The 21,932-nt window shown below is 52.2% G+C and carries 20 protein-coding genes and 1 riboswitch; of the genes, 8 read left to right on the top strand and 12 right to left on the bottom strand.

The genetic code is table 11. The features are described 5' to 3' along the window. Positions 1-4: 4 nt before the first annotated feature. A complete protein-coding gene (gene sdaAB / locus HCR03_RS05895; RefSeq protein WP_187037093.1) occupies positions 5-664 on the bottom strand; it encodes an L-serine ammonia-lyase, iron-sulfur-dependent subunit beta in 660 nt (219 codons plus the stop codon). A 160-nt stretch (positions 665-824) separates the two neighbouring features. Here sdaAB and HCR03_RS05890 point away from each other — a divergent pair, with 160 nt between their 5' ends. After that, positions 825-1,493, top strand: coding sequence for a helix-turn-helix transcriptional regulator (locus tag HCR03_RS05890; protein WP_066648256.1), 669 nt, complete (start codon positions 825-827; stop codon positions 1,491-1,493). 13 nt (positions 1,494-1,506) lie between these two features. On the opposite strand, the gene HCR03_RS05885 is transcribed toward HCR03_RS05890, so the two are convergent. From HCR03_RS05885 to HCR03_RS05865, 5 genes are all read right to left on the bottom strand, one after another. Beyond that, entirely contained in the window at positions 1,507-1,881 is a 375-nt protein-coding gene (locus tag HCR03_RS05885) for a RidA family protein (protein ID WP_066648254.1), read from the bottom strand. Positions 1,882-2,033: 152 nt separating this feature from the next. Next, positions 2,034-2,876, bottom strand: coding sequence for a carboxylating nicotinate-nucleotide diphosphorylase (gene nadC / locus HCR03_RS05880; protein ID WP_156989907.1), 843 nt, complete (start codon positions 2,874-2,876; stop codon positions 2,034-2,036). Positions 2,877-2,897: 21 nt separating this feature from the next. Beyond that, positions 2,898-4,433: an L-aspartate oxidase gene (gene nadB, locus HCR03_RS05875; protein ID WP_207727268.1), complete on the bottom strand. Its 1,536-nt coding sequence runs from the start codon at positions 4,431-4,433 to the stop codon at positions 2,898-2,900. A 28-nt stretch (positions 4,434-4,461) separates the two neighbouring features. Then, positions 4,462-5,379, bottom strand: a complete 918-nt coding sequence (nadA, locus tag HCR03_RS05870) for a quinolinate synthase NadA (protein ID WP_066648250.1) — start codon at positions 5,377-5,379, stop codon at positions 4,462-4,464. A gap of 45 nt (positions 5,380-5,424) precedes the next feature. Then, positions 5,425-6,336 carry an NUDIX hydrolase gene (locus HCR03_RS05865; protein WP_066648248.1) on the bottom strand — a complete coding sequence of 304 codons (912 nt, stop codon included), beginning with the start codon at positions 6,334-6,336 and terminating at the stop codon, positions 5,425-5,427. 565 nt (positions 6,337-6,901) lie between these two features. On the opposite strand from HCR03_RS05865, the gene HCR03_RS05860 reads away from it, so the two are divergent. From HCR03_RS05860 to HCR03_RS05840, 5 genes are all read left to right on the top strand, one after another. Further along, complete coding sequence (locus HCR03_RS05860) at positions 6,902-7,564, top strand: response regulator transcription factor (protein ID WP_187037089.1); 663 nt, start codon at positions 6,902-6,904, stop codon at positions 7,562-7,564. Beyond that, the gene (locus HCR03_RS19690; RefSeq protein WP_228725119.1) at positions 7,561-9,090 is read left to right on the top strand and encodes a sensor histidine kinase; all 1,530 of its coding nucleotides are present in this window, start codon (positions 7,561-7,563) and stop codon (positions 9,088-9,090) included. Before HCR03_RS05860 ends, HCR03_RS19690 begins: the two co-directional genes overlap by 4 nt. 86 nt (positions 9,091-9,176) lie before the next feature. Beyond that, positions 9,177-9,908, top strand: a complete 732-nt coding sequence (locus HCR03_RS05850; protein ID WP_066648242.1) for an ABC transporter ATP-binding protein — start codon at positions 9,177-9,179, stop codon at positions 9,906-9,908. Beyond that, positions 9,905-12,121, top strand: a complete 2,217-nt coding sequence (locus tag HCR03_RS05845; protein WP_187037087.1) for a hypothetical protein — start codon at positions 9,905-9,907, stop codon at positions 12,119-12,121. The genes HCR03_RS05850 and HCR03_RS05845 overlap by 4 nt, the downstream gene beginning before the upstream one ends. Further along, the gene (locus HCR03_RS05840; protein WP_066648237.1) at positions 12,114-12,857 is read left to right on the top strand and encodes a hypothetical protein; all 744 of its coding nucleotides are present in this window, start codon (positions 12,114-12,116) and stop codon (positions 12,855-12,857) included. Before HCR03_RS05845 ends, HCR03_RS05840 begins: the two co-directional genes overlap by 8 nt. 231 nt (positions 12,858-13,088) lie before the next feature. Here the strand turns inward: HCR03_RS05840 and ribH are convergent, their stop codons facing one another. From ribH to HCR03_RS05810, 6 genes are all read right to left on the bottom strand, one after another. Next, positions 13,089-13,556, bottom strand: coding sequence for a 6,7-dimethyl-8-ribityllumazine synthase (ribH, locus tag HCR03_RS05835; protein ID WP_156989902.1), 468 nt, complete (start codon positions 13,554-13,556; stop codon positions 13,089-13,091). Positions 13,557-13,569: 13 nt separating this feature from the next. Further along, entirely contained in the window at positions 13,570-14,769 is a 1,200-nt protein-coding gene (locus tag HCR03_RS05830) for a bifunctional 3,4-dihydroxy-2-butanone-4-phosphate synthase/GTP cyclohydrolase II (RefSeq protein ID WP_066648234.1), read from the bottom strand. Between the two features lie 14 nt (positions 14,770-14,783). Beyond that, complete coding sequence (locus tag HCR03_RS05825; RefSeq protein WP_066648224.1) at positions 14,784-15,422, bottom strand: riboflavin synthase; 639 nt, start codon at positions 15,420-15,422, stop codon at positions 14,784-14,786. After that, positions 15,404-16,507 (bottom strand): bifunctional diaminohydroxyphosphoribosylaminopyrimidine deaminase/5-amino-6-(5-phosphoribosylamino)uracil reductase RibD, encoded by a 1,104-nt coding sequence (gene ribD / locus HCR03_RS05820; protein ID WP_066648215.1) that lies wholly within the window; start codon positions 16,505-16,507, stop codon positions 15,404-15,406. The genes HCR03_RS05825 and ribD overlap by 19 nt, the downstream gene beginning before the upstream one ends. 170 nt (positions 16,508-16,677) lie before the next feature. Beyond that, positions 16,678-16,818, bottom strand: a riboswitch (FMN riboswitch). A 224-nt stretch (positions 16,819-17,042) separates the two neighbouring features. Continuing rightward, entirely contained in the window at positions 17,043-18,560 is a 1,518-nt protein-coding gene (locus tag HCR03_RS05815; protein WP_187037085.1) for a CoA-acylating methylmalonate-semialdehyde dehydrogenase, read from the bottom strand. A 355-nt stretch (positions 18,561-18,915) separates the two neighbouring features. Continuing rightward, entirely contained in the window at positions 18,916-19,674 is a 759-nt protein-coding gene (locus tag HCR03_RS05810; RefSeq protein ID WP_066648211.1) for a DeoR/GlpR family DNA-binding transcription regulator, read from the bottom strand. Positions 19,675-20,035: 361 nt separating this feature from the next. On the opposite strand from HCR03_RS05810, the gene HCR03_RS05805 reads away from it, so the two are divergent. Further along, positions 20,036-20,893: a class II fructose-bisphosphate aldolase gene (locus tag HCR03_RS05805; protein ID WP_066648209.1), complete on the top strand. Its 858-nt coding sequence runs from the start codon at positions 20,036-20,038 to the stop codon at positions 20,891-20,893. Between the two features lie 21 nt (positions 20,894-20,914). Next, positions 20,915-21,931 (top strand): 5-dehydro-2-deoxygluconokinase, encoded by a 1,017-nt coding sequence (gene iolC, locus HCR03_RS05800; protein ID WP_156989901.1) that lies wholly within the window; start codon positions 20,915-20,917, stop codon positions 21,929-21,931. The last annotated feature ends 1 nt before the right edge of the window (position 21,932 follow it).

The raw sequence follows: 21,932 nt of genomic DNA, 5'->3' as shown, positions 1-21,932 counted from the left end.
CTCCCTAATTCAGTCTTAAAACTACGGCGCTGAGGATATTGTGGGCGCGATTGATTTCTTGTGCAATATCATCGTCCATTTCACCGTCGATTTCGATCGCCATGACTGCGGCGCCTCCCCGACGGTTGCGGCTCAGACTGAAATGATTGATGTTGACGTCCCGAATTGCCAAGAGCCTTGTAACATCTGAAATCATGCCGGGAACATCGCGGTGAAAAACGAGAAGAGTTGTGTTTTGACCGGTCACATTGACCGGATAGCTGTTGATCCGGTTGATGACAATATTTCCTCCGCCGATGGAGGCTCCCTGAACCGATACCTTTTTCCCCCGCTTTCCCGCCAGGGTGATCACCATGGTGTTGGGGTGGGCTCCCGGCAGCTCCCCTTGCCGAAATGCAATTTTGATTCCCTTTTCTTTCGCGAGATTCATACTTGTTTTAATGCGTGAATCGCTTGGCTTCATGCCCAGAATACCGGCGATTACCGCTTTGTCGGTTCCATGTCCCTTATAGGTTTTGGCAAAGGAACCGACAAACAGGATATCGGCCGATGCGGGTTCTTCCCCCAGTAAAGAAGCCGCGGCATTTCCAATTTTTACGGCCCCCGCGGTGTGGGAACTGGATGGTCCGATCATGACGGGACCAATAATGCTGAAGACGTCCATATTTTCTTCCTGCTCCTTTTATCCTGGGAAAACTTTTTAAACGGCTTGAAACTTTTCTGTTGACAGGGTTCCGGACAATCACTTAAGATGTAATTGCTTTAATATCGGATAACGGAAACCTTCAATAAAAGACTGTTTGATCAGAATGTAAGGAGAAATTATGCAGTATTCAAACGTAAAGCTTTCAATCACCGAAAAAAAAATTATTGAAACCTATAAGGTTTTTGCGAAAGGACTTGCGGATTATTTAGGGGAAAGCTGCGAAGTGATCCTCCATAGTCTGGAAGATCTTGACCATTCTGTGATCGAAATTATTCATGGGTACCATTCCGGCAGGAGCATTGGCGCGCCTATCACGGATTTGGCGTTAGCGTTCCTGGAAAATAATCAAAAAAATTCCGACCGGCATTTTTTGACTTATTTCAGCAAGAGCAAAACGGGACAGCCGTTAAAATCCTGCACCATTTCGATTCAGGGAGATAAAAATCGGATTATCGGACTGCTATGTATCAATTATTATTTGAATACCCCTTTTTTTTCAGTCATCAACTCTTTTCTGCCGCAGCCGGGTATCGAAACAGCCAAAACTTTCACGGAAAATTATGTGGAGAATTCGGACGATTTGATCCGTGCGTCGGTGGAAATGGCAAAAGAAAAAGTTTTTAACGACAGTTCCATTACCGTTGCAAACAGGAATAAGGAAATCATCAATTTCTTGTACGAAAAAGGAATATTTAATCTCAAAGACGCAGTAGTTAAAATTGCCGCAATACTCTCTATTTCAAAAAATACGGTTTATATGCATATTCGGAATCGGCCGCGCAAATAAGGACGCTGCGCGATTAGGCCAGCGTCGCCACCAGATCAATCTCACACAGGACGTTTTCGGGAAGGGCTTTTACAGAAATGCAGCTTCTGGCCGGCTTTTCGGTAAAGTATTTTTCATAAATACGGTTGAATTTTTCAAAGTCGTCTATATTGGCTAGATAGCATGTTGTTTTAACGGTCTGTTCAAACGAAATATGACTTTCCGCCAAAACTTCCCGCAGATTTTGGATGACCTGCTCCGTCTGAGCTTCAATTCCGCCTTCGACAATTTGCATTGTTTTGGGCGAGAGAGGGATTTGTCCGGATGTAAACAAAAATCCGTTTGCCTCGACAGCTTGCGAATATGGTCCTATCGCGGCGGGAGCATTTTTTGTGTCTGTTTTTTTCATCACGGCAACTGCCTCCTGTTATTAATTATGATTTTTCATTATTATATCACTAAAATATTTTTTATTCAATGAATTTTTGATTATTTTGTTAAATCAGGGAAACCCCGTCAGCTTCCAAGCCGGCGGGGTTTTCCTGTATAAAAACGGTGAAATCAGCGGGGCAAATCAAATTTTAGGCTGATGTCCAGCGCCCGCACCGAATGGGTCAGCGCGCCGCAGGAGATGAGGTCAATGCCTGTGGCTGCCACGGCAATGACGTTCTCCTCATCGATATTGCCCGAAGCTTCAAGGCAGAACCTGCCTTGCACCCAATTAACTGCTTTTTTCATTTCCGCACAGTCCATATTATCGAGCATGACGATGTCGGCCCCAGCTTCCGCGGCCTCCGCGAGTTGTTCCAGGTTTTCTGCTTCCACCTCGATTTTGGCGGAAAAAGGCGCCCGCTTCCGGGCCAGAGCGACCGCCTGCCGTATAGAGCCCACCGCCGCGATGTGATTGTCTTTAATCAGCACAAGATCCGAGAGGTTCATTCGGTGATTCGTTCCGCCGCCCACTGTCACGGCATATTTATCAAGCATGCGGAATCCCGGCAGCGTTTTGCGGGTGTCGGCAAGGCGGGTGGGATAACCCTGAATCAGGGCGCAGAGCCGGTGCGTTTTGGTGGCAATGCCGCACATGCGCTGCAGAATATTGAGCGCAACCCGCTCGCCTTGCAGGAGCGCCCGGGTGTTGCCGTCCAACTCGGCGATCACTTCTCCCGATTGGATGGAATCCCCCTCCGACCGATAAAATTTTACGGACACTCCCGCATCCAGCAGCCGGAATACCTGAACAAAAACGGGAAGGCCCGCCAGCACGCCGGCTTCCTTTGCGACAAGCCGGCAATGCGAGACCTGCCCCGGGCCGATGAGGCTGTCGGTCGTCACATCGCCCAGTCCGATGTCCTCCTTAAGCGCCATACGCAGAAAATCATCAAGGATAAGATCGTTTACCATATTACATACCTCGCATTCGGTTTAGGAATCCACAATGTAATGGCAGCCGATGCTGCTGCGGTTTTTCACCGCGGCGCTTACGATCAGGCGCGCCGTTTCAACCATATCCGCCGTTTCGTATTCTTCCCGGGTCGTAAGGTCGGCGGGGTCGATCCTTTCCCGCTGCACCTTTTCGATGGCTGCGAGCGCTTGCCCGAGTTTCCGCCCACTGCGAATGATTCCTGCGTCCTCCTCCATCAGGAGACGCAGGCCGGCACGCAGCTTTTCCGGGTCGGCAAGACCGCCGGCCTTCCTCCCCTCCAAACGAAAGTCCCGCACATCGGCAGGCGGCGCCGCGCGCCCGGCGACAGCCGCCGCGGCTCTGGCGCCGAAAACCACATCCTCCAACAGGGAATTACTGGCCAGTCTGTTGGCTCCATGCACCCCGGTGCATGCGCATTCCCCAATGGCGTATAGGCGGTCGACGCTGGTGCGTCCGTCGCAATCCGTGCGGATACCGCCCATACAATAATGTTCGCACGGAACTACTGGAATCCAATCCTTCGAAATATCAATACCCCTTTTCAGGCATTCGCTGAAAATCATTGGGAACCGCCGTTCCAAAAACGCGCGTTTTTTCCCGGTGATATCGAGGTATACGCAGGGGCTGGATGTTTTCGCCATCTGGTCGAAGATGGCCCGGGCCACGATGTCGCGCGGGGCAAGCTCCAGACGCGCGTCATAGCGGGGCATGAACCGGTCTCCCTCCCTGTTGCGCAGCAGCGCGCCTTCGCCGCGCACCGCCTCCGAAATCAGAAACGCCCGCTCCGCTTTCACCGGCGAATAGAGCGCGGTAGGGTGAAACTGGATGAATTCAAGGGAATCGAGAGCCGCGCCGGCCCGGCTTGCCGCGGCGATGCCGTCACCCGTAAGCACCTTTGAATTGGTGGTAACGGGGAACAGCTGGCCGATGCCTCCGGTTGCCATCACGACGGCGGGGGAGGAAAGGCAAAGCAATCTTCCGGCTTTTTCCGCAATCACGCCGGAGCAAGTCCCTTCCCGCGTGACCAGATCCACGGCAAAGGTGTTTTCGAGCAGAGAGATGTTATCCCGCCCGGCGCAGCGGGCGATGAGCGCCGTCATAATGCCCTTGCCTGTGGCATCGCCGTTGACATGCAGGATCCGCCTGGCAGAATGGTTTCCCTCCAGCGAACGCTGAAACCGGCCGTCCGGCCTGCGGTCGAACGATACCCCCAGCTCCGCCAGGTTCCGGATGGCCTGTTCGCTTTCTTCGACCAGGATGCGCACAGCCTGCGGATTGTTGACGCCGCACCCGGCGGTCATAGTGTCGCGGATATGCAGGCCGCGGTCATCGCTGCCGATGCTTGCCGCAATGCCCCCCTGCGCCAGATAGGAGTCGCAGTCCTCGACCGATCCCTTGCAGAGCACCGCCGTTTTCATCCGGCGGGGCAGGTTCAGGGCGCAGAAAATTCCGGCAAGCCCGCCGCCCACGATCACGGCGTCGAACGACGCGCGCCCCATGGCCGACGCGTCGAAATTTGAAAGACAGCGGGTCAAAGCAGTTTCCTCCTTTTCGAATCGCATTTTAATTTTCCGCTGCAGCCATCATTCGGTTCAGGCATACAAAGGCCTTCTGCCGAAGCTCTTCGGGCATCTTCACTTCGTTTTTCATAGAAGTCAGAGAATCGCATACATTCTGCAATGTCGTTTTCTTCATGTCAGCGCATAAAAGATTCCCCTGCAGCGGATAGAACGCAGCGTCCGGACGAACGGAGCGGAGCTTTTCCAGAATACCCACTTCCGTGCCGACTATGAATTCCCGGCCGTCCGACCCGGCAGCAAAGCCGATGATCTGCGCGGTGCTTCCCGTAAAGTCGGCCTGGTTGCGGATTTTCGCCGGTACCTCTGGGTGCACGAGCAGCGGTGCGCCCGGGTGCGCCGCCCGCGCCGCCGCCACGCCGGCCGAGGAGATGCGCGAGTGGACGGCACAGCTTCCCGACCACGGGATCACTTTTTTCTCAGGCACGGCTTCGGCCACATAGGATGCGAGATTGCAGTCCGGCACAAAAAGGATTTCTTCCTTCCTGACCGACCGCGCGATCCGAACCGCGTTGGATGACGTGCAGCAAATATCGCATTCCGACTTGACCGCGGCGCTGGTGTTGATATAACATACCACAGCCGCCCGGGGATGCGCCTCCCGTGCCTGCCGAAGCTGAGGCACCGTGACGGAATCGGCCAGCGGGCAGCCGGCGCCTGCTGCCGGCTGCAGAACGGTTTTCCGGGGCGATAGGATTTTTGCGCTCTCCGCCATAAAACGCACGCCGCAGAAAACGATTACCCTGCGGTCGATTTCAGCAGCCGCTTTGCTCAATGCAAAGGAATCGCCGACCAGATCGGCAATTTCCTGTATTTCGGGCGGCTGGTAGTTATGGGCCAGAATCACGGCGTCCCGCTCTTTACGGAGCCGGTTGATTTCATGGATGAGCTCAGGGTCGTTCAACGATAGCACCTCCGTTCTTGTTATCGTCGGTCTGCGGCGGGATTGTCAGAAATTGCTTTCCCGCCGGTTCGAGTTGAACATATAAAGCTTTGACGGACGATGCCCCGCGTCCTTTGTCACCCGGTTGGTCTCAATCACCATATCCGCGATTTTACGGCGAAAATTGGCTTTTAAAAGTTCTTTCCCCAGAATCACCTCGTAAACCTGCTGCAGTTCGGTCAGCGTGAAATAGCGGGGCATAAGATTGAAGGCGATATCGGTGTATTCGATTTTGTTGCGCAGCCGCTCCAGTCCGTATTGAATGACCATTGCGTGGTCAAACGCAATCCCGCTGTTTTCCACAGTACGGCATTGGAGCGTTTTGCACCGCCCCACAATACGTTTCTGGGTTCCTATCACGGCGGAAAGGGTCTCGTCGTTACCTGAAAGGGTTAGTTTCACGAGGTTTTCAAAAAGATAACCGCCGGAGCAGACTTCTTTTTTTTCTTCCTGCATTTCATAGCCGAGCGTGAACCAGCGGGCGTCCCAGGCGCCTCCGCCCGCTTTGATCTGGAGCTGGGAGCTGTCGACCAGCGACATATAGGAACAGCTGATGACGCGTGTGCGCGGATCCCGGTCCACATTCCCCCACGTGTAAAGCTGTTCCATATAAATGTCGCTGACGTTGACTTCTTCCTTCAGCTCGCGGTATGCGGCGTCGTCAAGGCTTTCGTTCACCGACATAAAACCGCCCGGCAGCGCCCATTGGCCGATAAACGGGTGGTTGCCGCGTTTGACCATCAGCACTTTGACCTCTTTTTCCGGTAGCTTTCGATAATTGAATTTCGGGCCGTTCACCACCGTGAAAAGAAGGAGATCGACCGAAACCGACGGCCTTTGATACCGGGTTACGTCGTATTGCCGCAGGAATTCCTGTTCTGTCAGCCCGTCTTCATTCCGGAGCCGGCTGTCTGCCACTCTGCCCACGCCCTTTTCTGTCGGAATTTGTTATTATCCAAATGTTAATATGAAAATGTTATTATCATATTACTATTAAGTAGTATGGCTGTCAATCATAAAATTAAATCTTTCCTTCGGCAAGTTGGAAATTACGACAGCACCGGCGTTTTGGGGTGCGGACGAATCTTGGACTCACGGCCGAAATCGTAAAAAGGCCGGGGCATCAATCATCAATTCCAGAGAAGGAGCTGTTGCGAAGCAGCCCTAAAGAAGCTGCTTTTTATTGAGAAAGATAGAAATTATCGGTATAATGAAAACGGCGAAATGCTTTAAACAACGCCGGTGTGTTTTAGCCGTGCAGGGCAGCCTGTGCGGTTTTGCTTTTGAGCGTGGGACCCGCGGTTGGACTGCTGAACCGGAGACGGCAAAACTTTATCCGGGTGGGGCTGCCCGGAGCGGACATTTGCATCCCCAACGCCAAAAATTATCGCGGATCGTAATTTGATAAATGGGGAAAGGGGCAACTGATTTTCATATTCGTTACACATCTTTCCGCTAAAATTAATTCAGGTGGTGATGCTGTTTGAGGCTTCTTGTTGTGGAAGACGACCGGGATACCAGTGAAGGAATATGCGAATATTTTAAAGAAGCGGGATATGAAACTACTCCCGCCTACGACGGAGAACAGGCTTTGAAGCTGGCCGGTCAGAGTCCTTATGACCTTATTTTGCTTGATATTATGCTGCCGAAGCTTACGGGGCTGGCCGTTCTTCATGAACTGCGAAAGACAAGCAATGTTCCCGTCATCATGCTGACCGCGATCGGCGATGAATATACGCAGATCTCCAGTTTTGACGGGATGGCGGACGACTACGTGACCAAGCCGTTTTCCATCGTCCTTTTGGAAAAGCGCGTGGAAGCTTTATTACGCCGGGGAAAATCCGGTGATTTCCCTTACATTTGGCGGTATCAGGGCGTTACGGTGGATTTCAACGGCTACACGGCGCTGGGCGCAGACGGACCGATCGACGTTACGCCGAAGGAAATCAAACTGCTGAGGCTTCTGGTGGAACACAGAGGCAGCGTGCTGTCGCGCGACCGTATTCTGGATGAGCTGTGGGGAGAAGACAAGCCTGTCTTTGACCGAACTGTGGATTCTTACATTAAAAACCTTCGGAAGAAGCTTCATCTGACTTGTGTCACAACCGTTACCGGCGTGGGATACAAGCTGGAGGACGATCCATGAAGATTTTCACTAAGACTTTTTTCTATACCCTCACACTTCTGATATTGATCGCTTTGTTGGCGGACGGATTGATTTATGCGCTGCTGCCGAAGGTTTACACCGATCAGAAGCAGCAGGAATTGACGCTGCAAACAGACCGGTTTGTCAGCCGGCTGGAGAAGGCAAAACGAAGCGATGTGACGGATTTGATGGCTGGGTACGCCGGAAGTCTTCAGGCAAATTTAGAGCTCAGCATCGGGAGCGATTCCTATACTATGCTGAACTGGGACGGCGGAGTGATCACGCGGATTAAGGATTCGGATTCTGAGGAGTCCGGCGCTGCTGCCAGCCGGGGAACCGCGTCGGAGAGCTGCGATACGGACAAGACCGTGACCGTCACAGAGGATAAAGGCGTAAAAATCATCAGCGATGACACCGCCTCTTCCTCCGCCGAAGCCAGCGGTACCGAAAATATCGGTGACGGAGGAATCCTTACCGGCATCGTGACCAGCGGGGCAGCCGGTTCCAAGACGATTCAAGCGCAGCGCAGCTTTACGATAGGAGGAGAAGCGGGCGCGCTTACCGCAACGCTTACGCTGGCCCCGGTCGAGGAAGCCGTGCAGGTAATCGTGTCCCTTCTGCCCGTGTCGATTTTTCTGTGCCTCATTATCGCGGTCCTTTTTTCATTGCTGTATGCCAGGGCCATCACGCGTCCGATCAAAGCAATTTCCGAAGAAACACAGCGTATGAATACGCTGGACCGGGCTGCCATATGCAGGGTCAACACAAGAGATGAGATCGGCACATTGGCTGCCAATGTCAACAGCCTGTACGGAAATCTGCTGGGCACCATAGAATCGTTGGAGACCGAACTGAAGAAGGTTGGCGCCGCGGAACGCGCCAAAACCGATTTCCTCCGCGCCGCGTCTCACGAACTGAAAACACCGGTTACCGCAGTGAGCGTGATTATGGACAACATGATCCTTGGGGTGGGCAAATATAAAAATCAGAAAGAATGGCTCCCCAAATGCAAAGAACTGGTGGACCGGCTTTCCGGGATGCTGCGCGAAATTCTGGATACCTCCCACCTCGGCGACGCAATCGAGGAAAAGGTTACCGAGAGCATAGAAACGATCTGCGCGGAGGTCATAGAGCCTTATGGGATGATTGCCCGCGCAAAAGGGCTCCTTTTGTATGTGGACTGGAGCGCCGCGTTTGTTGTAACGATGCCTCCGAAACTGCTGGGCAAGGCCCTGTCCAACATTTTATCGAACGCGGTTCAGTATACCGCAACCGGCGGGAGGCTGGCCGTCTACTGCCGCGGGAACAGCCTTTTTGTGGAAAATGAGTGTGCCCCGATTTCCGAAGAGCAAATCCCCCGGCTGTTTGAACCGTTCTGCAGAATGGACGAATCCAGAAGCCGCGAAACCGGAGGGAATGGTCTGGGGCTCTATATCACAGCTTCCATCCTTCATCAGCTTGAACTGGATTTCAATTTTAAGCCGATGTGCTCGCCGGACGGAATGCGTTTTACCATAAAATTCTAATTTCATATCCGTTACACATGTATTTCATCATAGCTCCAATCGCCGGTGTTAAAGTTGAATTAACACCGATGATTGGAGCTGATTTTTTGAAAATAGAGCTGAAACACCTGAGTAAAACCTATCCGCACGGGAAAGCCGCGCTGAAGAATATCGATCTGACGCTGGCAAGCCCCAGCCTGATTGGATTGGTGGGGCCGAACGGAGCCGGAAAAAGCACGCTGATGAAGCTGCTCACCGCAAATCTTCTCCCCACCTCCGGAGAAATTCTGAAGGATGGCTCACCGCTGATAAAGCAGGAAAAAGAGTTAAAATCCGGCTTGGGCTATCTTCCGCAGGAATTTGGTCTGTTTGAGGATCTGACCACGACACAGTTTCTGGATTACATGGCGGCAATCAAATGTCCGGATAAAAAAACGGCAAAGGATGAGATCGACCGGGTAATTGCGCTCACCCATCTTCAGGATAAGCAGAAGGCAAAGATCCGCACGCTGTCGGGCGGACAAAAGCAGCGCGTCGGAATCGCGCAGTCCCTGTTGGGGGATCCAGAGCTTTTGATTTTTGACGAACCGACCGTGGGACTTGATCCCGCCGAGCGGTTTGCTTTCCGAAACCTCTTTGCCGAGACGGCGAAAAACAGGCTGGTGATTTTATCCACGCACATCATTGAAGATGTCCAGTCCGCTTGTGATCATCTGGTGGTCCTGAACGGCGGAGAAATACTCTATACCGGAACTCCGGAATCACTGATGGCGGAAAAACACGCTGCCACTTTGGAGGACGCATACATGGCGCTGGTCAACGGGAGGGCGTCGGCATGAACGCTTTCGAAAAGCTTTCAAGAGAGATTGAAAGGATGCTGCGGGACCGTCTGATTCTGCTTTTTATTGCGCTGACGTCGGTTGGAGCGGTGTGGTTTTGCCTGAACACCTCCGGACGGACGGCCTCCGATGCTTACATTTTGGAACCGGCCAAAAACAGCGCGATTTTAGGCGCTCTGCTTTTTTCTGTACTGACGCTGGCACAATTCCACAGAGATTACAAAAATCACACAGACGCGATCATCCTGACCTGCACGGATTCCATTTTCTATCAGCTCCGCCGCACGCTGGCGCTCATTTGTACGGCAGTCGGCACGGCGTGGATCGTAACGCTGTTTGCTTTTCCCTTTGCGCTGGCCAAAACCGGCGTCTACTTTCAGCCGGGCTCCTTTGCGGCATCCTGGTATCTGATTTTTCTCGGAGCGCTGATCTTTTCCATTTTACTGTCCGCTGGCTTCTATCTGCTGTTCCGGCGAGTGGAGGCGGCGTTTGTCGCCGTGGTGTGCCTAATCGTTCTTTCCAAGCTGCTGGAAAGCCAATCAGCGCTGAACCCAAGCTTTCTATTGTTTTGGGTTCAGACAAACGCGGACTGCTTTTCCGATCTGGTGAGCAATCAGTTCCAAATCGATCTGATTCTGTGGAATCGTCTCTTTTGCTTTTTGGTTTCCCTGTCGATCTGGCTGATGGGACTTTGGGGTTCGCGGAGATATGGCCGAGGCGTTTTTAGCTCCTTTGTGAGTAACGCGCGGCGGGCCTGGATACCGGTCCTTTTGATAGCGGCGACGGTGCTTTCATATGGGAGTTTTGCAGCAGAACCTTACTTTGATCACAGTGTTCCGAGAGATTACAGCGCCGCCTACAGCTCGGGGACCGGCATCGTCGTGTCTTCCGGCGGCGATGAAGTCGGAAATCCATCCCTGCTTTTGACGAACAAATCCGTGAAGGTTGATATTGATACGGCGGTCCGATGCCTTTCGGGAGAAGCCTCCTATACCCTGCGCAACACGTCGGGGGGAGCGCAGACGCTTCCCGTTTTGCTGAATTCCGGATATACCGTAGGCAGCATTCAGGTCAACGGAGCCTCCGCTCAGGCTGTTCGGGACCCGGCGGAGAAAGAAGGAAATGCCACATGGAGAATCAATCTGCCCAATGCTTCCGAATATGCGGTCGTGATCCGGTACGCGGGAAAAGTCGGCAACGACGGATCGTTGAGCCAAAAACCGGTATACGGAATCTGCAATGAATACGTCGATTTGCCCGCGACGGGCTTTTCGCCAAAGACCGACGTTTCGGTTGCCGACGACTGCGGCTTCTCGGGCACGCTGTCTTTGGACGAACGTCTTGAGCCGGTGTTTACGAGGGCAAACGGCGTCAAGGGTAAGACGGCGAACGGGAAGACACAATGGCAATTTGCATCCGAACCCGGAAATGACCGCACCGGGTTGGATGCCGCCGTCTATGATACCACGACTTTTAAGGCCGGCGGACTCAATGTGGAATTCAAATACTTTACAAAGCAGAAAGCCGCGATTGCGGATATGGGTACGATTGCGATTATGAAAGACGCGATCGATTATTTTACAAACGCATTCGGGCCGCTTCTCTATCAAGATCATCTGACCGTTCTGGAGCTTCCGGCGTATTTCAGCGGCGGGGGTGCTTTCGGGAACATCAGCGCCATGGATGAAACCTCTTTTGCCGTGGCGGGCTACCTGCCCGACGGAGCGGGCGACCCTGATTCCGGCGGAGGAATCGATGTGCTGGTCCATGAGCTCGCGCATCAGTGGTGGGGGCTCGCGACTTACCCGATGGCGGACGGCAAGTCCTACTGGTCGGCGGAGGGGATTACCTGCTACAGTACATACTGCTTTATGAAGGATTACTTTGGCGCAGACTATGCAAATTCCCATTTTGTCAGCGAGTGGCAAAAAAACCTGAAGTCTTACCGAAACGCGTTTTATATTCAGAACCCGACCTATTTGAAAAAGCTGTCGCCCGGCGATCAGTCCAACGTAAAGGCCGCTCTGAATAATATCGGCCTTTACGATATCATGCCGCTCCAGTTTGTAAAAGCGGAAAAAGCTCTGGGCGGAAGCGGGGCATTGCAGAAAAAGCTCTCGGAACTGTATCTGAAGCACTTGGGCCAGCCGATCACCTATGACGACTTTCTGGCCGCAGTCGGACTCGCAAAGGAGGCGCTTGACCTTGCGTAAAGGAACGATTTTCAAGTATGAGCTGAAACGTCTTTTCTGTTCAAAAGAATATCTGCTGCTTTTAGCGGTGAACATCGTCTACTGTTTGGCTCTGCTTCGCGGCAGCGTCATCTATGGCACGGGCTTTACAGCTCCCTTTTCCCAATGGACGTTTTGCAGCTATCTCTCTTCCGCGGCTGTTTTGCTGTTCATCCTGCTGCTGGCACTGTGCGCGCGGCAATTCACGACTTCTGAACGCCGCGCCGTGACAATCTTGGAGACATCGTCGGTTCAAATGGCCGTATTCCGGGCGATTCGCTATGCTGCGACTGCGTGTGCGTTCCTGACTGCGATGGGACTGTCGTTCGGCATATGCTTTGTATTTTATCGGCTTGTATTTGACTATACAGGCTTTGGCTCGCTCATTTATGCCGGACTGATCCTGCTTCTGCCGCCCGCGCTGTTTCTTTTCGGGGCGGCTATGCTCCTTGGACACAAAAGACAGGCCCTAGTCTATATTCTGCTGGCCGTCGTTCTGATACTGGGAGCTTTCGGAATTTCTCTGCCGGACTGTATGGATCTGTTCGGTACATCCGTAGTACGTCCTCTTTACACCGGCGTGCAGAAGTTTACGTTTTCCAATGAATTTTTAGCCGGACGGGCGGCGTTTACGATTGCGGGCGTTGCGTTGATCATTTTTTTCATCAAAAGGCAAAGAACTAACATGAGTCCGATGATTTTCCTTAGAAAGTCTTAAGATTTTATGCTGAAATTCGTTGTTCGCGATCCGGACGGACGTTGTGGAAAAACAATTTTGCTTTTAATGGGCTGAAATTTCCGAAAGGAAACGCAGACCGGGTCAATTCACCTGATTACGCCCGGTGAGCCGGCGCAAATTACCGTGTTCACTGTACCGGCTAAGCGGGGCAACTGTGGCTAAAGTTACCCTGCTTGTTTTGTACACTTTCTTTCGATGAGGCATTTGTAGTCATGCTTCCATCACGCGAATCAAATTGACCATCTCGATTGCTCCCTCCGCGCAGTCGAAGCCCTTATTGCCCGCCTTGGTTCCGGCGCGTTCAATGGCCTGCTCGATATTCTCCGTCGTCAGAACGCCGAACATCACCGGGACTCCGCTGGCAAGCTCCGTCTGCGCGATTCCCTTTGACACTTCATTGCAAACATAATCGTAATGGCTGGTGCTTCCGCGGATTACAGCGCCGAGGCAGATCACCGCGTCGTATTTCCCGCTTTTCGCCATCTTCGACGCGATCAGCGGAATTTCAAACGCGCCGGGAACCCATGCCACATCGATGCTGTCCCCCGATACGTCGTGACGCTTCAAGCCGTCCAGCGCGCCCGACAGCAGTTTCGAGGTAATAAATTCGTTAAAGCGGGCGGCTACAATACCGATCCGGATTTCTTTGGATACCAATTTTCCTTCAAAAATATTCATTACAAAAACTCCTTCAATAATTGAGAATATGTCCCATCCGGGACTGCTTCGTTTTCAGATAAAACAGGTCGTAGGGGGTGGCGTCCATCTGGAGGGGGATTCGCTCTACAATTTTCATGCCGTAATCGGCAAGCTGGTACACCTTGTCGGGATTATTGGTCAGAAGCCGCAGCGTTTTGGCTCCCAAATCCCGGAGAATTTGTGCGCCGATGAAATATTCCCGCAGATCGCCCGCAAAGCCAAGCGCCTCGTTGGCTTCCAGCGTGTCCATTCCCTGGTCCTGCAATTCATAGGCCCGGAGCTTGTTGATCAGCCCGATGCCCCGCCCTTCCTGCCGCATGTAAAGCAGGACACCGCGTCCCTCCCGTTCAATCTGCGTCATGGCGGACGCGAACTGCTGCCCGCAGTCGCAGCGAAGGGAGCCGAACGCGTCCCCGGTCAGGCATTCGGAATGGACGCGGCATAACAGGTTCTGCCCGTCTCCGATTTCTCCCTTGACCAACGCGACATGATGCTCCCCGTTAAGAGTGTTGACATATCCATATGCGGTGAAATTCCCGTATCGGGTGGGCATCTTGGCAACAGCTACGCGCTCGACCAGCTTGTCGTGCTTTTTTCGGTAATCCTGCAAATCCTGAATCGTGATGAAGGTCAGTCCCCATTGACCGGCAAGCTGAATCAGCTCGGGCGTCCGCATCATCCGACCGTCTGCGCCCATGACCTCACAGCACAGTCCGCATTCTTTCAGTCCGGCAAGCCGCAACAGATCCACGGTGGCCTCCGTATGCCCGCCCCGTTCCAGAACGCCGTTCGGCTTCGCCATCAGCGGAAACATATGACCGGGGCGGCGGAAATCTTCCGGTTTTGCGCCGTCGCTTACACAGGCGCGGGCCGTGACGCCCCGTTCTTCGGCGGAAATGCCCGTTGTGGTGCCGATATGATCGACGGAAACCGTGAACGCCGTTTCGTGGTTGTCGGTATTGTCTGAAACCATCTGCGGGAACCGGAGCTTCTGGCAGAGAGCAATGCTCATGGGCATACAAATCAAGCCTTTACCGTGCACCGCCATGAAATTGACGTTTTCGGTTGTGGCGAATTCCGAAGCGCAAATCAAATCTCCTTCATTTTCCCGATTCTCATCATCTGTTGCTAAAATTATTTTTCCCTGACGCAAATCTTCAAGCGCTTTTTCTATCGTACTAAACGCAAACATGCCGATTTCTCCTTTCAAAATCCGTACCGGGCGAGAAATTCCTTTGAGATACCGCTCTGTCCTCCCGGCGCGCGAAGCAGCTTTTCCACATATTTTCCGATGCAGTCGTTTTCCAGATTCACCGTGAACCCGACGCGTTTTTCTCCAAGCGTGGTGTTTTGGGCCGTGTGCGGAATCACGGACACGCTGAAATCCTTCTCTGTTACGCCCGCGACGGTCAAACTGATGCCGTCGATGGCAATGGACCCTTTATTAATCACATACCGCAAAATGCGGGGGAAAGTCCGGACGGTGAACCAAATCGCGTTTTCATCCTGTCGCATACTGCTGATCACGCCGGTTCCGTCGATGTGCCCCGCGACGATATGCCCGCCAAACCGTCCGTTCAGTGGCATGGCGCGCTCGAGGTTGACCGTACCGCCGACTTTTATATCCAAAAGGTTGGAGCACGCGGCGGTTTCGTTCATCACGTCGGCGGAAAAGGAATCTTCCTCCAGGGAAACGACCGTCAGGCACACGCCGCTTACCGCGATGCTGTCGCCCAGTCTCAAACCATCTAGAACCGCTGATGCGCCGATGGTCAGGGCGGCGGAGCGCCCGATTTTTTTGATTGAGCGGATCGTCCCCGTTTCCTCTATGATTCCTGTGAACATGGGAGCACCTCGCTTTCCAGCAAAACATCTTCTCCCAGCCGCATCACCTGCGGCGAGGCAAGCCGGAACGCCTTCTTCGGGCCTTCCACGCCGATTCCCTCCACCGGGGATTTCGCATCGGCGCCGCCGAACAGCTTCGGAGCAACGTATGCCTGTACCTTGCTGACAATGCCGCTTTGCAATGCCGACCAATTCAGCGTACCGCCGCCCTCCAGCAGAACGCTGTCGATTTCTTTTTCCCCCAACGCAGCCATGAGCTCGCGCAGATCGATATGCCCGTCTTTTGACGGCAGCGTTACCACCTCACACCCGGCCTTCCGGTAGGGGCGCGCAAGGGTTTCATCCTGTGAGCAGGTGGCAATGATGGTGTGAATTTCTCTCGCCGTCCGCACAACCTGCGCGCTCAGCGGCATCCGCAATCGGGAATCGCAGATAATGCGGACGGGACTCCTGCTGTTCGGCAGGCGGCAGGTCAAAAGCGGGTCGTCCGCGAAAATCGTGCCGACACCCACCATGACACCGGAATACCGATGCCGGTCCTCCTGTACGCGCCTGCGGGCGGCTTCTCCGGTGATCCATTTCGACTTGCCGGAATGCGTGGCGGTCTTACCATCCATCGTCATGGCGTATTTCATCAAAACGAATGGAGTTTTGGTCTGAATGAAATGAAAAAACACCTCATTCAGTTTGCTACAGGCTTCCCGGAGCACACCTTCCGTGACTTCCATCCCGTGCCGGCGTAAAATCTGAATTCCTTTTCCGGCAACCAGCGGATTCGGATCGGCCGAACCGATTACCACACGACGGACGCCGCTTTTCAGAATCGCGTCCGTACACGGCGGCGTTTTTCCGTAATGGCAGCACGGCTCCAAGGTCACATACAAGGTCGCGCCCTGCGGCGGTTCCGTGCAGGAAGCGAGAGCATTCCGTTCCGCATGCAATTCTCCGTACCGCTGATGATAGCCCGTGCCGATCACACGGTCATCTTTCACGACAACAGCTCCAACCATCGGATTCGGATTGACCCAGCCGCAGCCCTTTTCGGCGTATTCCAGCGCCAGCTTCATGTAAGTTTCATCAGACAATCGCAACACCTCTAAAATAAAAAATTAACACCTGAAAGCATTGAAATGTCTTTCAGGTGTTAAAATCCAGGTGTATGGAATGCCCTTAAAACCATCAGGCACGGAAAAACCGGCTCTGACGGTATTATCAAGCACTGCCGAACATTACCTCGGCACTGCATACAATTTCAACACATCTTCTTCCATCCAGACTATACTGTCGGTTTTGGAGTTTCACCAAATCCTGACTTGAACATAATGTCAAGCCCTGCGCTTACGCGCTCGCGGACTATACCGCCGATCGGGAATTTCACCCTGCCCTGAAGACATTTGAATTTATTCAGTTGTTTAAATCAATTATACGCTAGTTGATAAAAAAATCAATATCATTTAATTCGTATTTAATCCGCACTAGGTTTGGCACAGCAACTTTTCAGGTTCTTCCGAGGCTAAATAAAATAATGCTCAAAAAATGCACCTTAAGCGGGTCTTGAAACCCGTTTTAAGGTGCATTTTCTTTTATTGAAGCCGTTGCGCTTCCGGAATATTCAGCTTTTTACCGCTCCACGACGCCTTCCCATGTTCCGACCTGCCTGTTTTTGGATGCTTCATCGTACCAATGCTTTGTAACCGTCTTCGCGCGGGTATAAAAGCGGATGCCGTCGAGGCCCAGAACATGCTGATCACCGAAAAAGGAATCCTTGTTTCCAGAGAACGGGAAATAGGCTGAAGGTACCGGGATGCCTACATTGACACCGACCATGCCGCCGTCTGTGAGCAATTCGAATTTTCTGGCGTAATATCCGCTCTGCGTAAAGATGACGGATCCGTTTGCGAGCGGATTCGCGTTCATTATGGCAAGGCCTTCGTCAAAGTCCTTTACGCGTTTCACAATCGTGACGGGTCCGAATATTTCACGCTCACCGACCGACATGCCCGGTTTCACATGGTCGAAAATGGTGGGACCCACGAAAAATCCGTTTTCGTAACCGGGAACGACAATGTCGCGTCCGTCGAGGACCAGCTCCGCGCCTTCCTCAACGCCTCTCTGGATCCAGTTGCAGACAGACTGCTTATGCTTTGCGTTTACGACGGGGCCCAGCTTCGTCGCCGGATCGTAAGAACAGCCTATGGTCATTTTCTGCGCCTTTTCCTTCAGCAGAGCCACAAATCTGTCTGCGATACTCTCTTGAACAACGCATACCGGAAGCGCCATGCAACGCATGCCCGCGCAGCCGAACGTAGAGTTGATGATTGCGTTTACGGTGCTCTCCAGGTCGCAGTCTTCCAGAATTAACGCATGGTTCTTTGCCTCGCACTGCGCCTGCACCCTCTTGCCGTTCGCGGCGGCAACCGAATAGATGTGCTTTCCTACATCTGTCGTTCCGACAAAGGTGACGGCCCTGATTCTTGGATCCGTAAGGAATATTTCAGCTTCCGTTCTGCTGCAGGTGACGAGATTCACGACGCCTTTCGGAAAGCCGGCTTCTTTGTAGAAAAGCTCCAGAATGCGCATGGATGTCAGCGGCGTGAAGCTCGCCGCCTTAAGCACGACGGTATTGCCGGTCGCAATCGCCAGAGGAACCATCCAGCCCCAGGGAATCATTGCCGGAAAATTGAACGGAACGATGCCCGCAACAACGCCAAGCGGCATTCTGTATGTAGCCGTGTCGAAACCCGTCGTCACCTGAAGCGAGGCTGAGCCCTGACTGGAATAGGATATGCTGCACGCAAATTCCGTCGGCTCAATCGCTTTCAGAATATCTCCCTTTGCTTCGTCAAGGTTTTTGCCCAATTCTTTAGAACAGAGCAGGGTCAGTTCCTCCAGGTGCTCCAATAATACGTTTCTCCATTGAAACATAAACTGCGTGCGTTTTGCCAGCGACATCCTAGACCAAGAAGGGAAAGCCGCTTCTGCGGAGGCGATGGCCTCGTTGACCTCTTCGACCGTGCAGCAGGGGACTTCCGCCATGACTTCGCCGGTACTCGAATTCGTGACCTGCATCCATTTTTGAGTTTTTGATTTCTTCCATTCTCCGCTGGCACAATATCCTTTTCTCTCCACTGTACCCATAGGTTTATCTCCTTTTCAATAATGATGATTTTATTGCTAAAATGTTTTTGCCGTGAAAAAACTGCAAAATACGGTAAAATATTTTAGCTATGTTAAATCTGTTGTGACAATGTAAGTTTAACTCATTACCAATAAAATGTCAACACATTATCTAAAGTTGTTCAATTTAGAATGAATTAGAGTTAACAAAATATGTGCCTGTTTCCAACCGATTCTAAAACAAATCGATCGGTCTCGATACTATGGTTGCTCGGCAGGGAAGAAAAGCGTAGACAAAGAGGGGGCCCTTCCGGCTTGTTCTAAAACCGGAAAGGCCGATGGCGTTAAATCGCCGGACGCGGCGATTTATGGCAGTTTATTTTGCGACCAGGATTTCATTCCCGTTATTATAGACAAAATTGCAGATTTCTTTTGAGGGAGATGCATCCGTCACCAGGGTATTGATTTTATCCAGGCCGCAATAGGTAATCAGCGAGACGATATTGCATTTGCTGCTGTCCGCAAGCAGATGGACTTTTTGACTACGCTGCACCACGGCTCGCTTGATATCCGATTCTAAGGGGGATGAATTCGTGACCCCGTTTTCAATGGAAAATCCGGTAGTAGCCATAAAGGCCTTGCTGATGTTGTAGTTTTGCAGCACCTGCACGGCGCTGGCTCCTGTAAAGGAAAGGGTTTTTCGGCTGAGGGTTCCGGACAGGGAGATGATGTTGATATTCTCGTAGGGAATCGCGTGCAGGATGATTTCCACATTGTTGGTCAGAACGGTAATGTTTCTTTTCTCCTTGATATAGTCGATAATCGGCAGCGTGGTGGTTCCGGAATCGATAAATATGATGTCGTTCTCCTGTATCAGAGCCGCCGCAGCCGCCGCAATCCTGCGCTTGGCTTCCAAATTCGAGATATTTCTCTCCTCAAAAGAAACAAGCCCCTTCTTGGGCAGTGCGGTCACTCCGCCGTATATTTTTTTGATATCGCTGGACTGCAATATTGCGCTGAGATCTCTGCGGAGCGTGCTTTTGGAGACCTGAAAAGTTTCGCAGATGTCGTCCAGTGTCACCGTCTTGTTCTCATAGATATATTTTCTTATTTCTTCAATCCTTTGCGAGCGCATGACGTTTCCTCATTCCTTTTTGTAGTTGGCCTAATTGATCCGAAATTCATTCCTCATTATAATAAATATTTTCAATTTTTTCAAGATATGTCCAATAAATAATCACACAACGTCTTTTGGGTATTCATACTGAGGCTGTGAAACGGGAAATATTTTTGTAATCTATGGCTTATAATAGAGGTAAATGTGCACTAGATACATAAATTCGTCGTTATGCATAATTAATTTTGACAATTTAGTCATTTCCAATAAAAAAGGAAAGTTGACCCAAATTTATCAATAAAACTATTGAAAAGTGAATGCATTGGTGGTAACATATTGCCATAATTTATTCAAAATGCATTGGGAAAGAAGGAGCAATATGCCTGTATGCCACATGAAAGAGTTAATGAATGAGGCGTCGGCCGAGAACAGGGCCGTAGGGGCTTTCAGCGTTGGAAATATGGAAATGGTGATTGGAGCGGTCCGGGCGGCCGAAGAGTTGGATACGCCGATCATACTGCAGATTGCTCAGGTGAGGTTAAAGCATTCCCCGCTGCATCTGATGGGTCCCTTGATGCTTCAGGCGGCTGAGAAGGCGCAGGTCAGGATCGCGGTCCACCTGGACCATGGCCTGACGCCGGATACCGTAAAGCAGGCGCTCGATTTAAATTTTACTTCGGTTATGTTTGACGGTTCCCGGTTCGATGATGAAAGGAACGTGGAAGCAACCGCCGAAGTCGTGCGGATGTCGAGAAATGCCGGAGCGGATGTTGAAGCGGAGCTTGGCGTCGTCGGAGGAAGCGAAGACAACAGCACAAATGAAAAAATCATTTGCACGGATCCCGACCGGGCGAAGGCGTTCGCCGAAAAAACGAAGGTAGACGCGCTGGCTGTTTCAATCGGAAACGCGCACGGGCACTACGCGGGCATTCCAAAGCTGCGGTTCGACGTTTTGGAGGAAATACATAAAAGGGTTCAGATCCCGCTTGTACTGCACGGCGGGTCGGGGATCAGCGCGGCCGATTTCCGGAAGGGCGTAAATCTCGGAATCCGCAAGATCAATATCGCGACGGCAAACTTCGACTCCGTCACCCTGGCGTCTGAGCGGTATCTGCGCACGGGCGGAAAACATAATTATTTTGAACTGAACGAAGCCATGGTTCGGGGGATGTACGACAGTGTCAGGAAACATATCCTGATTTTCAACAATCGGATGCCCCTAAATGAAATAGAGTGAGCGAGGAGTGGAATCGAAAAAATGAAGTATATTCAATTTGATGAAAAACGACCGTACGATCTGACGCTTGTCGGAAGAATTACCATTGATCTCAACCCCGTGGATTATTACAGAACGCTTGAGGAAAGCACGACGTTCAAGAAATATCTGGGAGGTTCGCCCGCGAATATTGCGGTCGGTCTTGCCCGTCTCGGGAAAAAATGCGGATTTTTCGCGCGTGTTTCGGACGATCGCTTCGGAGATTATGTAACGGACTACTTCAGGCGGGAGGGGATCGATACCTCCCGAATCCGCCGCTGTGAGCACGGGGAGAAAATCGGACTGACCTTTACGGAGATATTAAGCGAGCAGGAAAGCAGCATCCTGATGTACCGCAACCGGGCCGCGGATCTACAGCTCGGCGTTTCGGATATCGACGAGGAATACATAAGCGGCAGCAAAGCGGTTTTGATTTCCGGCACCGCACTTTCGGAGAGCCCCTCCCGGGAAGCGGCGCTGAAGGTTCTTTTCCTTGCTCGAAAGACGGGCACCCCCGTCATCTTCGATATCGACTACCGGGAATACAACTGGAAATCGAAGGATGAAATCGGCGTTTACTACGGGATCGCGGCCGGGCAGGCGGATGTGATTCTGGGCTCCAGGGAGGAATACGACCTCGCCGGGCAGTTGATTCGTCCGGGGATGGACGACCGGGAGACGGCCTCCTACTGGCATGGCCGCGGCGCCAAAATAGTCGTCATCAAGCACGGAAAAGAGGGCTCCACAGCCTATACCAACGACGGGCAGAATTTCAGCATCAGGCCCTTCCCCATCAAGAAGCTGAAGGGCTTTGGCGGTGGCGACGGATACGCTTCCGCGTTTCTTTACGGACTCCTGGAGGGATGGGACGTCATCGACTGCCTGGAATTCGGCAGTGCTTCGGCTTCCCTTCTGGTTGCCAGCCACTCCTGCGCGGACAGTATGCCGGGCGTCGGGGATATCAAAAATTACATCGACGAATGCAAGCAGAGGTACGGGGAACTGGTAGCCAGGGTTTGAC

The organism is Caproicibacter fermentans (assembly GCF_014303955.1).
In the GTDB taxonomy this organism is placed as follows: domain Bacteria; phylum Bacillota; class Clostridia; order Oscillospirales; family Acutalibacteraceae; genus Caproicibacter; species Caproicibacter fermentans.
The sequence above is the reverse complement of the archived record's forward strand: the minus strand, read 5'-3'. Positions and strand labels throughout refer to the sequence as shown.